This window comes from Paracoccus simplex, assembly GCF_042648325.1.
In the GTDB taxonomy this organism is placed as follows: Bacteria; Pseudomonadota; Alphaproteobacteria; order Rhodobacterales; family Rhodobacteraceae; genus Paracoccus; species Paracoccus simplex.
Genome location: NZ_JBHRXE010000031.1, coordinates 1 through 9,162, shown reverse-complemented (window position 1 = coordinate 9,162; position 9,162 = coordinate 1). Strand labels below are relative to the sequence as shown.

At 65.9% G+C, this 9,162-nt stretch carries 14 protein-coding genes; 6 read left to right on the top strand and 8 right to left on the bottom strand.

Annotated features, from left to right (window positions below; all coding sequences use genetic code 11):
• Positions 1-94 precede the first annotated feature (94 nt).
• The 3 genes from ACFOMP_RS11305 to ACFOMP_RS11295 all read right to left on the bottom strand — a co-directional run bounded on the left by ACFOMP_RS11305 (position 95) and on the right by ACFOMP_RS11295 (position 1,456).
• A complete protein-coding gene (locus tag ACFOMP_RS11305; RefSeq protein ID WP_289893497.1) occupies positions 95-775 on the bottom strand; it encodes an NAD-dependent deacylase in 681 nt (226 codons plus the stop codon).
• 8 nt (positions 776-783) lie between these two features.
• Positions 784-1,089: a hypothetical protein gene (locus ACFOMP_RS11300; RefSeq protein WP_379030502.1), complete on the bottom strand. Its 306-nt coding sequence runs from the start codon at positions 1,087-1,089 to the stop codon at positions 784-786.
• Positions 1,090-1,270: 181 nt separating this feature from the next.
• On the bottom strand, positions 1,271-1,456 hold the full coding sequence (locus ACFOMP_RS11295; protein WP_289893498.1) for a heavy-metal-associated domain-containing protein: 186 nt from the start codon (positions 1,454-1,456) through the stop codon (positions 1,271-1,273).
• A 114-nt stretch (positions 1,457-1,570) separates the two neighbouring features.
• Between ACFOMP_RS11295 and ACFOMP_RS11290 the strand changes: the two genes are divergently transcribed.
• Both ACFOMP_RS11290 and lepA read left to right on the top strand, forming a co-directional pair.
• Positions 1,571-2,476, top strand: a complete 906-nt coding sequence (locus tag ACFOMP_RS11290; protein ID WP_289893499.1) for a DMT family transporter — start codon at positions 1,571-1,573, stop codon at positions 2,474-2,476.
• A gap of 53 nt (positions 2,477-2,529) precedes the next feature.
• Entirely contained in the window at positions 2,530-4,329 is a 1,800-nt protein-coding gene (gene lepA, locus ACFOMP_RS11285) for a translation elongation factor 4 (protein WP_289893500.1), read from the top strand.
• A 36-nt stretch (positions 4,330-4,365) separates the two neighbouring features.
• On the opposite strand, the gene ACFOMP_RS11280 is transcribed toward lepA, so the two are convergent.
• From ACFOMP_RS11280 to ACFOMP_RS11270, 3 genes are all read right to left on the bottom strand, one after another.
• A complete protein-coding gene (locus ACFOMP_RS11280) occupies positions 4,366-4,731 on the bottom strand; it encodes a carboxypeptidase-like regulatory domain-containing protein (protein WP_379030497.1) in 366 nt (121 codons plus the stop codon).
• Positions 4,732-4,736: 5 nt separating this feature from the next.
• The gene (locus ACFOMP_RS11275; protein ID WP_379030494.1) at positions 4,737-5,291 is read right to left on the bottom strand and encodes a hypothetical protein; all 555 of its coding nucleotides are present in this window, start codon (positions 5,289-5,291) and stop codon (positions 4,737-4,739) included.
• Between the two features lie 248 nt (positions 5,292-5,539).
• Complete coding sequence (locus tag ACFOMP_RS11270; RefSeq protein WP_289893503.1) at positions 5,540-5,734, bottom strand: entericidin A/B family lipoprotein; 195 nt, start codon at positions 5,732-5,734, stop codon at positions 5,540-5,542.
• A 288-nt stretch (positions 5,735-6,022) separates the two neighbouring features.
• Between ACFOMP_RS11270 and ACFOMP_RS11265 the strand changes: the two genes are divergently transcribed.
• Positions 6,023-6,343 carry a TraR/DksA family transcriptional regulator gene (locus ACFOMP_RS11265; RefSeq protein ID WP_289893504.1) on the top strand — a complete coding sequence of 107 codons (321 nt, stop codon included), beginning with the start codon at positions 6,023-6,025 and terminating at the stop codon, positions 6,341-6,343.
• Between the two features lie 4 nt (positions 6,344-6,347).
• On the opposite strand, the gene ACFOMP_RS11260 is transcribed toward ACFOMP_RS11265, so the two are convergent.
• Entirely contained in the window at positions 6,348-6,491 is a 144-nt protein-coding gene (locus ACFOMP_RS11260; protein WP_289893505.1) for an entericidin A/B family lipoprotein, read from the bottom strand.
• Positions 6,492-6,595: 104 nt separating this feature from the next.
• On the opposite strand from ACFOMP_RS11260, the gene ACFOMP_RS11255 reads away from it, so the two are divergent.
• Together ACFOMP_RS11255 and ACFOMP_RS11250 are read left to right on the top strand one after the other, a co-directional pair.
• On the top strand, positions 6,596-6,904 hold the full coding sequence (locus ACFOMP_RS11255) for a hypothetical protein (RefSeq protein ID WP_379030489.1): 309 nt from the start codon (positions 6,596-6,598) through the stop codon (positions 6,902-6,904).
• A gap of 80 nt (positions 6,905-6,984) precedes the next feature.
• Positions 6,985-7,110, top strand: coding sequence for a hypothetical protein (locus ACFOMP_RS11250; protein WP_379030486.1), 126 nt, complete (start codon positions 6,985-6,987; stop codon positions 7,108-7,110).
• A gap of 497 nt (positions 7,111-7,607) precedes the next feature.
• Here ACFOMP_RS11250 and ACFOMP_RS11245 read toward each other — a convergent pair whose 3' ends face one another.
• Entirely contained in the window at positions 7,608-8,372 is a 765-nt protein-coding gene (locus tag ACFOMP_RS11245) for an alpha/beta fold hydrolase (RefSeq protein WP_379030582.1), read from the bottom strand.
• Positions 8,373-8,482: 110 nt separating this feature from the next.
• Here ACFOMP_RS11245 and ACFOMP_RS11240 point away from each other — a divergent pair, with 110 nt between their 5' ends.
• Positions 8,483-8,626 carry a hypothetical protein gene (locus ACFOMP_RS11240; protein ID WP_379030588.1) on the top strand — a complete coding sequence of 48 codons (144 nt, stop codon included), beginning with the start codon at positions 8,483-8,485 and terminating at the stop codon, positions 8,624-8,626.
• Positions 8,627-9,162 lie beyond the last annotated feature (536 nt).

Here is a 9,162-nt window from a genome sequence, read left to right as displayed (position 1 = left end):
GGGGGGGGGGGGGGGGCGGGGGCTCTGCCCCCACGCCGGGCCAGCCCGGCGTTCCCCCGGGAGTATTTGGGAAACGGTGAGGAGGCGGAGGCGGTCAGCCGCAGAGCGCGTCCACCCAGGCCGGCACCACTTCGGTCGCGGGGCCGGTGCGATGCTCGGCGAAATCGCCGGCGACGGCCGAGGCGGCCAGGTTCAGCTCGACGGTCCGCGCGCCGGCGCGGCGGGCGTGCTGGGCAAGGCCGGCGGCCGGCCAGACCTGGCCCGAGGTGCCGATGGCGGCGAAGATCTCGGCCGCTTCCACCGCCGCCCAGATCCGTTCCATGTGATAGGGGATCTCGCCGAACCAGACGATGTCGGGCCGGGTCAGCGGCTTGCCGCAGCCGGGGCAGGGGTCCGGTGCCCGCATCACCAGCGAGGCCGGCCAGCGATGCCCGCAGCCGGCGCAGAGCGCGTCCAGCAGGCTGCCATGCATGTGGATGACCTCGGGCGAGCCGCCGCGCTCGTGCAGGTCGTCGACGTTCTGGGTGATCAGCGTCAGCTGGTGGTGCCGGGCCAGCCGGGCCAGCGCCCGATGCGCGGCATTGGGCTGGGCGCGGGCGGCATCGGCGCGGCGCAAGTTGTAGAAGCGATGCACCAGCGCCGGGTCGCGGTGGAAGCCCTCGGGCGTGGCGACATCCTCGATGCGGTGCTCCTCCCACAGCCCGTCGGTGGCGCGGAAGGTGCGGATCCCGCTTTCGGCCGATATGCCGGCGCCGGTCAGTACGGTGATGCGCATCGGCCGGTTCACCGCGCGCAATAGGCCTCGGCCGCGGCGGCGAAATTCTTGTAGCGCGCCCAGAAGGCATTGTCGGCATCGCTTTTCGACATGCGCACGTCCTGCGCCTCGTCCGCGTCGCGGAAGAAGCGGGCGGCGCGGCGCTGGTCGGCCCGCGACAGCGTCTGGTCGGCGACCTGCTGGATGCAGCCGCAGACCTGGCTGTTGCGCGCGCCGCGATCCGACCGCACGCAGGCGGAATCGATCGGCCCCGCGACGGCAAGCGGCGTGGTCAGGACCACCGCGGCGGCGGCGATCATCAGGCGGTTCATCATCTCTGTCTCCTCGCTCGTGGCGCGGCAACGGGGCCGGACACCCTCTTTCCGCCGCGCATCTTGTCGGGCGAAGCTTAGCAGAAGCCGCCTCACGGCTCAATCGCGCGGCCGTGACCACGGATGGCGGGGCGCCGGCCTCTGACCCCCAAGATATGCGCGCCGCGCCGCGCCGGCCGCCGGCTCAGGCCGGTTCCGGCGTATAGCCGGCGGCGCGAATCACCGCCGCGGCGCGGGCCGGGTCCAGCCCCTCGACCGTGACGCTGCGGGCGGCGAGATCGGTGGCCGCCCGGCCGCCCGCCTCGGCCACCGCCTTCTCGATGGCGGCCGTGCAATGGCCGCAGCTCATGTCCTCGACGCGGAACTTCATCTTTGCATCCTTTCGCGCTTTCCCCTTCGCCCGGGCCTTTCGCCCGGTCGGGAACCGGCCTATGATCGCGGTCCGGCGCCGCGGGCGCAACTCCCCCTCACGAGGCTGCGACCGATGGTCACCGAAAACTTCCGTGGCGCGATCCTGATGGTCGTCTCGATGGTGCTGTTCGCCTTCGAGGACATGTTCATCAAGCTGCTCTCGGCCGAGCTGCCCTTTGCGCAGGTGCTGGGCCTGATCGGGCTTCTGGGCTTCCTGGCCTTCGGCGCCATGCTGAAGCTCAAGGGCGGGCGGCTGTTCACCCGCGACCTCCTCCGCCCCATCGTGCTGTTCCGCGGCCTGATGGAGGCGGTGGGCTCGATCGGCATCGTGGTGGCGCTGGCGCTGACGGAGCTCTCCTCGACCGCGGCGATCATGCAGGCGCTGCCCCTGGCCATCGTGCTGGGCGCGGCGCTGTTTCTGGGCGAGCCGGTCGGCTGGCGGCGCTGGAGCGCGATCATCGCCGGCTTTCTCGGCGTGCTCTTGGTCATCCGGCCGGGGCTGGCGGGCTTCCAGCCGGTGTCGCTGATGGCGCTGCTGGCGGTGCTGGGGCTGGCGGCGCGCGACATTGCCACCCGCCGCGTGCCGGCGCATATCCATTCCGACCAGTTGGCCGCCTCGGCCTTCTTCGCCATCCTGATCGCCTCGGTGCTGATGGGGCTGGTGCTGGGGCAGGACTTCGTCATGCCCAGCCCGCGGCAATGGTTGCTGGTCCTGGCCTGCATCACCGTCGGCGTCGGCGGCTATGCGCTGCTGGTCGCCGCCACCCGGCTGGGCGAGGCCTCGGCGCTCGCCCCCTATCGCTATGCCCGGCTGGTCTTCGCCCTGATCCTGGCCTTCCTGGTCTTCGGCGAGCATCCGGACGCGGCGACGCTGGCCGGCGCCGCGATCATCGTCGCCTCGGGCTGCTACACCATGTGGCGCGAGGCGGCGCTGCGCCGGCGCCGGCTGCGCGAGGCCGGTTTCGTCGCCATCTCCTGAGCCGCCTCTCGAACCCCCTTTCCGCAACGCCAAAGCCCTTGTATAGCCCGGCCATGACCGACCTTGACCTCATCCGCAATTTCTCGATCGTGGCCCATATCGACCACGGCAAATCCACCTTGGCCGACCGGCTGATCCAGCTGACGGGCACGGTCGCCGAACGCGACATGAAGGCCCAGCTGCTGGACAGCATGGATATCGAGCGCGAGCGGGGCATCACCATCAAGGCCAACACCGTCCGGATCGACTATCCGGCCAAGGACGGGCGCACCTATGTGCTGAACCTGATCGACACGCCCGGCCATGTCGATTTCGCCTATGAGGTCAGCCGTAGCATGCGCGCCGTCGAAGGCAGCCTGCTGGTCGTCGATGCCAGCCAGGGGGTCGAGGCGCAGACCCTGGCCAATGTCTATCAGGCCATCGACGCCGGTCACGAGATCGTCCCGGTCCTGAACAAGATCGACCTGCCCGCCGCCGAACCCGAGCGGGTCAAGGAAAACATCGAGGACGTGATCGGCATCGACGCGTCCGACGCGATCCCGATTTCGGCCAAGACCGGCCTTGGCATCCCCGATGTGCTGGAGGCCATCGTCACCCGCCTGCCGGCCCCGAAAGGCGACCGCAACGCGCCCCTCAAGGCGATGCTGGTCGATTCATGGTATGACGCCTATCTGGGCGTCGTCGTCATGATCCGCGTCATGGACGGCGTGGTGAAAAAGGGCGACCGCATCAAGATGATGCAGACCGGCGCCGTTTACGGCATCGACAAGCTGGCGGTGCTGCGCCCGCAGATGCAGGACATCGCCGAGCTGGGCCCGGGCGAGATCGGCGTCTTCACCGCCTCGATCAAGCAGGTCCGCGACACCCGCGTCGGCGACACCATCACCCATGAACGCAAGGGCGCCGAGGCGCCGCTGCCGGGCTTCAAACCGGCGCAGCCGGTGGTGTTCTGCGGCCTGTTCCCGGTCGATGCCAACGATTTCGAGGCGCTGCGCGACGCCATCGAGAAACTGGCCCTGAACGACGCCAGCTTCAGCTATGAGATGGAGACCTCGGCGGCGCTTGGCTTCGGCTTCCGCTGCGGTTTCCTGGGGCTTCTGCATCTCGAGGTGATCCGCGACCGGCTGGAACGCGAATACGATCTGGACCTGATCACCACCGCGCCCAGCGTGGTGTTCAAGCTGCACATGAAGGACGGCGAGGTGCGCGACCTGCACAACCCCGCCGACATGCCCGACCTGACCTATGTCGACCATATCGAGGAGCCGCGTATCAAGGCCACGATCATGGTGCCCGACGAATATCTGGGCGACGTGCTGAAACTCTGCCAGGATCGCCGCGGCATCCAGATGGACCTGACCTATGCCGGCAACCGCGCCATGGTGGTCTATGACCTGCCGCTGGCCGAGGTGGTGTTCGACTTCTACGACCGGCTGAAATCGGTGACCAAGGGCTATGCCAGCTTCGACTACCAGATCAGCGAATATCGCGAGGATTTTCTGGTCAAGATGTCGATCCTGGTCAATGACGAACCGGTGGATGCGCTGTCGATCATGGTGCATCGCGACCGCGCCGAATCGCGCGGCCGGGCGATGGTGGAAAAGCTCAAGGAGCTGATTCCGCGCCACATGTTCAAGATCCCGATCCAGGCCGCCATCGGTTCGCGCGTGATCGCGCGCGAGACGCTCTCGGCGATGCGCAAGGACGTGACCGCGAAATGCTATGGCGGCGACGCGACGCGCAAGAAGAAGCTGCTGGAAAAGCAGAAGGCCGGCAAGAAGAAGATGCGCCAGTTCGGCAAGGTCGAGATTCCGCAGACCGCCTTCATCCAGGCGCTGAAGATGGACGGCTGAGCGGCGCGGCGGGGATATCCCGCCGTTCCGGGCAGCCTATTGCTTGGGCAGCAGGATGACGCCGATGTCCTGCCGGGCGGCCTGCGGATCGTCCGCGTTGATGAACAGGTCGGGCAGGACCTGAAAGCTGGCGGTGGCCGCGGGATCGGTCGGCAGTTTCGCGACATAGTTTCCCGGCTGGTCCACCGAGATCGAGAACTCCCCCTCCGCCGAGGTGAAGCCGATATTGCTCGACCAGCCCTGCGCGGTGCTGGTCTGGTTTTCCAGGACGATCGGATAGCCGGCGACCGGCTGTCCCAAAGCGTCTTTCAGCTTGCCCTGGATAAGGGCCGTTTCCGCGCTTGCCGGGGCCGTCGGCAACGCCATGGCCAGCAGCGCCGCGGTCAGGGTCGCGCCTCTCATTCCTCTCATTCCATGCCTCCCGGGTCGCCGCTCCGCGTCAGCCGGCCGGTGAACAGCAGCCGGCTGCTGGTGGCGTCGAATGTCGCGGGGCCTTGCGTGACCGTGTAGACCGGCCGGCCGTCCCCGTCGAACTCGGTCGGCGACAGCGCCACGACGCTGTAGGGGCCGGGCTCGTCCACCGACAGTTCGATGGACCCTTTGCCGTCCCTGAAAAGCTCGCTCGAGCCGCGCAGGTAGCGCTGCGGAAAGGCCGCGACCATGACATAGCTGCCCGAGGGCAGGTCGTCGGTCTCCAGCGTGGCGATCAGCGACATGTTCCTGATCTCGACGGTCGGGTCGAGCTTCGCGGACACGAAGCCCGCCAGAACGATTCCCAGGGCGATGGCGAAAAGCGACGGATAATTGGTCCGGATCTTGCCGAACCACGGCAGCTCGATCTCGCTGGGATTGCCGTCCTTGTCCAGGATGACCTGCTGTTTCAGCAGCGCGACGATTCCCCCGATCACGCTGACCAGGGCAATGACCAATACGAGCATCAGCAGAAGCAGGGTGTCCGACATGGCGCCCCCCTTGGGCGAACCAAGGCAAGTGCCCGGATCATAGCATGTTTCCGGCTTCGGAACCAATGAATCGTGCAGGCCCGCGATGCTGGGATCGCGGGCGCTCGGCACCCCGAAACCTGGGCGCCCAAGCCCTGGCGCGTGCCCTGCGATGCCGGTGCCGGGTCGCCGCCGGCATGGCTTGGGCGACGGGTCGCGCGGCCTGCGCCGTCCGTTCCGCCCGGAACGGTGAAAGCCGCGCTACCGGCTCAATAGGGCTGCGGCGTCACCGCCGGCGGCGCATAGGTCGTGGGGGCCTGTCCCATCTGCACCTGGCTGTTCGCCGCCTGGTCGGTCAGCAACGCCCCGGCGCTCTGCATGTCGCGCCCCGCGCCCTGCATGGTCTCGCAACCCGCGACCGCCATTCCTGCCATCAGCACCCCGATCGTCAGAATCCGGCGCATGCTCGTTCCTTTCTTGCTGCTCGTTTATGCGCCAAGCCTAAACCAGCCGGAAAACCCCTCAAACCAGAGGCGGGCATTCGTCGCCGCCATCGGCAAGGAATCTCCCGGTCCCGGGGGCGCTTCCGGCGGATCCCGGCCGATGGCGGGAACGGTGCACGAACGGTGTACGCGCCGTGCACCCCCGCTGCACGCCCGGCACGCCCCGGAAAACCGGCCTCGATTTGACGCAAGTCAAGGGCGGGCCGCCCGGACGCGACGTAAGATCGGCCCGTTTCAACGGAGGATCCCATGGACCTGCATGCCCGTAAGATCAGTCTCACCGCGCGCCGCGACGCCATCCTGGCCGATCTCGCCCGCATCCGGGACGAGCTTGACGATCCCTTGCCCCAGGACTGGGACGATGCCGCGATCGAACAGGAAGATGACCAGGTTCTTCAAGCACTTGGCAATGCGGAACAGGCCGAGCTGAAGCGGATCGAGGCGGCGCTGCGCCGCATCGAGACCGGCGATTACGGCTATTGCACCATCTGCGGCGACGACATCGCCGCGCCGCGCCTCGACCTGATCCCCGACACGCCCTTCTGCGCACAATGCGCGCCCCGCGGCTGAGGCCCTACAGCCCGGACTGCGCCTCCTGGCTCTCGCGGGTGATGGCTTGTCCGGCGCTCTGCATGTCGCGCCCCGCGCCCTGCACCGTCTGGCACGCCGCCAGCGCCAGCAGGGCGAGAACCGGGGTGACTCGAAGAATTCGGCGCATATTCAATCTCCTGCAAGGATGGGCTCGCGCCTCAACGCCGGCGCCGGCGCGTGGTTCCGCCACATCTTAGCACTTCCTTAACCACTTGCGGCTAGGGTCGGTGCATGCGTGTGATTCTGTTTCTTGTCCTGTCGCTTTCGGCCTGTGCCTCGCCGGCGCCGCAATTCCTTGGCGCGACACGGCATGACATCACCCTGGACGGCATCCGCTTTGCCGTGTTCCAGAAACCCCATGAGGCCGAGGTGATCCGCCTTGGCTATCTGACACGGCGCGAACGCATGGCGGTTCCGGAGCTGATGGTCATCGCTGCCGAGCGCACCACCGGCTGCCGAGCGATCCCCAACAGCCTGCGCAGCCGCATCCCCGGCGATACCGGCGAAGCGCGGCTGTCGCTGCGCTGTCCACCGGGGTGATCCCGATCCGGCGTCCAGGACCGGGACTCATCGTTTTTTGTGCGACCCGCATGATTCAGCTTCCGGAAGGGGACGGATCGATGAGCGATCATTCCTGGCTGACCGATGCGCAGATGGCGCATCTTCAGCCCTTCTTGCCCAAGGTGAGGAGCGCGGAAATCAGTCCGAGGGACGGTTTTCCCACCATCGAGCAAGCCGCGCGTTGATCACCGGGCGTGACGATTGTAATAATATTGTTATATAACAATTCATTGTGATGGAAGCGCGCATCGAAAGAATATGACCAGCCAAGGACGCCCTACGATTGCCGGAAGCGATGGGGCATGAGGATTCGCGTGGATGATGGTCGGGCTGGCGGAGGATGCTGCCGTAAGAAGAAGCCGGTCATGATTGATGGGTCAGATGCGAGTTTCGGTGAGCTTGATCGGTGCGGGAAAGTTGGTGTCGCGCTTCTCGTATCGGGTCACGATGGTCCCGTAGCTCTTTCCCAGGACGACCGGGTTTTCTGCCGTCAGCAGATGCCGTTCAGAACCCGGCGATCACTCACGCCAACAACCCCACGCGGCTCGTGTGGCAAAGCGCTTCGAAGATCGACCAATCGAAATCGGTAGACTCGTAACGAGATTGCGCCATGCTGCTCTCCTCTTTGACTGGAGTGAATACGCAATCCGCACAGCACGTTAGGCGTCGACGAGTGCGTAACTTAGGCCAGAAAGTCCGCGACGGCCTCGGCCACCTCGGCGGGCCGGTCGGCATGCAGCCAATGCCCGGCACCGGAAATCATCCGGATCTCGGCTTGCGGGAAATGTGAATGGATCGCCTCGCGCTGCGGCGCCTGGCAATAATCCGAGGTCTCTCCGGCCAGAAACAGCGCCGGCCCGGCGAAGGTGCCCCGGGGGGCCTCGGGCCAGCCGACCAGCAGCGGCATCTGATCGCGCAGCGCCACAAGGTTGAACTTCCAGCGTGGCGGATCGGCTTTCAGATCCAGAGATTGCAGCAGAAAGGCCCGCACACCGGCGTCGACGACATGCTCGGCCAACCGGGCGTCGGCCTCGGAGCGCAGGCGCAGCTCGGCCAGCTCGGTCGCCTCCATGGCGTCGATATGGCCGGCCTGGTTGTGACCATAGGCGAAGGGGGCGATGTCCATCACCACCAGCCGCCGCACCAATTCCGGGCGGGTCAGGGCCAACATCATTGCAGCCTTGCCGCCCATGGAATGGCCCAGCACATCCGCCTGGCCGCCATAGGCCTCGATCACCTCGGCCAGGTCGCTGGCCAGCGCCGGATAGCTGTGGTCGGTGTCGTGAAAGCTGTCGCCATGGTTGCGCATGTCGACCGCGATTACCCGCCGGGTCTCTCCGAGTCGCCGGGCAAGCCCGCCGAGATTGCGCCCCGACCCGAACAGCCCATGCGCCAGCAGCACCGGCGGCTGATCCGAATCCACCCCTGTAACGATCATGTTCAACATCATGCGTGCAATCTAACGGCACCGGCGAAGCGGCGCCAGAAGCGTCCGGGCTCAGAACCTATCGATTTTGCCTGATCCTCATGGTTCAGCCTCTGCGCGGAGGCTGAACCATGAGCAATCTCTTCTGGCTGACCGATGCGCGGATGGCGTGCCTTCAGCCCCTTCTTTTCCAAGGTGAGGAGATCAGAAAACAGGCCGGGGGGTTTGCCCTGACGAACGGGCAAAAACACGCGTTGGCGGCCGGCGAGTTCTAAGCGGAATAATCTTCCTCAATCGCAATGGGCTGTGGTAATGCGATGCGCCTCTGGAGTATGGCCTGCCGGAGATGCTCTACAATCGTCGAATGTGATGGGGCGACATAGAGGCTTCGCGCGGATCATGGCCGGGCTGGCCCATTTGAGCTGCTTCTGGTTTCGTGGACAGCAGGTTAAGCCAGCATAGCTTGGGTCCCTAACCCCATGGGGCTGAGACAGTCCAGTTTCGAATATCACCCGCGCGGGTTGTAGAACCACTCGATATAATCGAACACGTCGACATGTGCCTCGTTGCGGATACAGTAAATTTTGCGGCTGTGTGTTCGGTCTTCAGCGCCGAGAAGAAACCCACCATCACCAAATTTTTTCCCAGACGTTTTTCGCCCTGCTCACCGAGAAAGTGCTGCCGTTGTGGCCAGCAGGCGTTGAAACTGCTCGTTGGTATGTTGCGAACCCTGGTGCGAGGGCTCTGTTGCACAAATCGGCTTAAGGCCGAGGTTCCCCTTTCCCCGGACGGACTTATCCCACAGCTTCCG

Excerpts from the sequence above, each read along its gene's own strand:
- ACFOMP_RS11305 (WP_289893497.1), bottom strand. The coding sequence starts at position 775 with ATGCGCATCACCGTACTGACCGGCGCCGGCATATCGGCCGAAAGCGGG.
- ACFOMP_RS11300 (WP_379030502.1), bottom strand. The coding sequence starts at position 1,089 with ATGATGAACCGCCTGATGATCGCCGCCGCCGCGGTGGTCCTGACCACG.
- ACFOMP_RS11295 (WP_289893498.1), bottom strand. The coding sequence starts at position 1,456 with ATGAAGTTCCGCGTCGAGGACATGAGCTGCGGCCATTGCACGGCCGCC.
- ACFOMP_RS11290 (WP_289893499.1), top strand. The coding sequence starts at position 1,571 with ATGGTCACCGAAAACTTCCGTGGCGCGATCCTGATGGTCGTCTCGATG.
- lepA (WP_289893500.1), top strand. The coding sequence starts at position 2,530 with ATGACCGACCTTGACCTCATCCGCAATTTCTCGATCGTGGCCCATATC.
- ACFOMP_RS11280 (WP_379030497.1), bottom strand. The coding sequence starts at position 4,731 with ATGAGAGGCGCGACCCTGACCGCGGCGCTGCTGGCCATGGCGTTGCCG.
- ACFOMP_RS11275 (WP_379030494.1), bottom strand. The coding sequence starts at position 5,291 with ATGTCGGACACCCTGCTTCTGCTGATGCTCGTATTGGTCATTGCCCTG.
- ACFOMP_RS11270 (WP_289893503.1), bottom strand. The coding sequence starts at position 5,734 with ATGCGCCGGATTCTGACGATCGGGGTGCTGATGGCAGGAATGGCGGTC.
- ACFOMP_RS11265 (WP_289893504.1), top strand. The coding sequence starts at position 6,023 with ATGGACCTGCATGCCCGTAAGATCAGTCTCACCGCGCGCCGCGACGCC.
- ACFOMP_RS11260 (WP_289893505.1), bottom strand. The coding sequence starts at position 6,491 with ATGCGCCGAATTCTTCGAGTCACCCCGGTTCTCGCCCTGCTGGCGCTG.
- ACFOMP_RS11255 (WP_379030489.1), top strand. The coding sequence starts at position 6,596 with ATGCGTGTGATTCTGTTTCTTGTCCTGTCGCTTTCGGCCTGTGCCTCG.
- ACFOMP_RS11250 (WP_379030486.1), top strand. The coding sequence starts at position 6,985 with ATGAGCGATCATTCCTGGCTGACCGATGCGCAGATGGCGCATCTTCAG.
- ACFOMP_RS11245 (WP_379030582.1), bottom strand. The coding sequence starts at position 8,372 with ATGTTGAACATGATCGTTACAGGGGTGGATTCGGATCAGCCGCCGGTG.
- ACFOMP_RS11240 (WP_379030588.1), top strand. The coding sequence starts at position 8,483 with ATGAGCAATCTCTTCTGGCTGACCGATGCGCGGATGGCGTGCCTTCAG.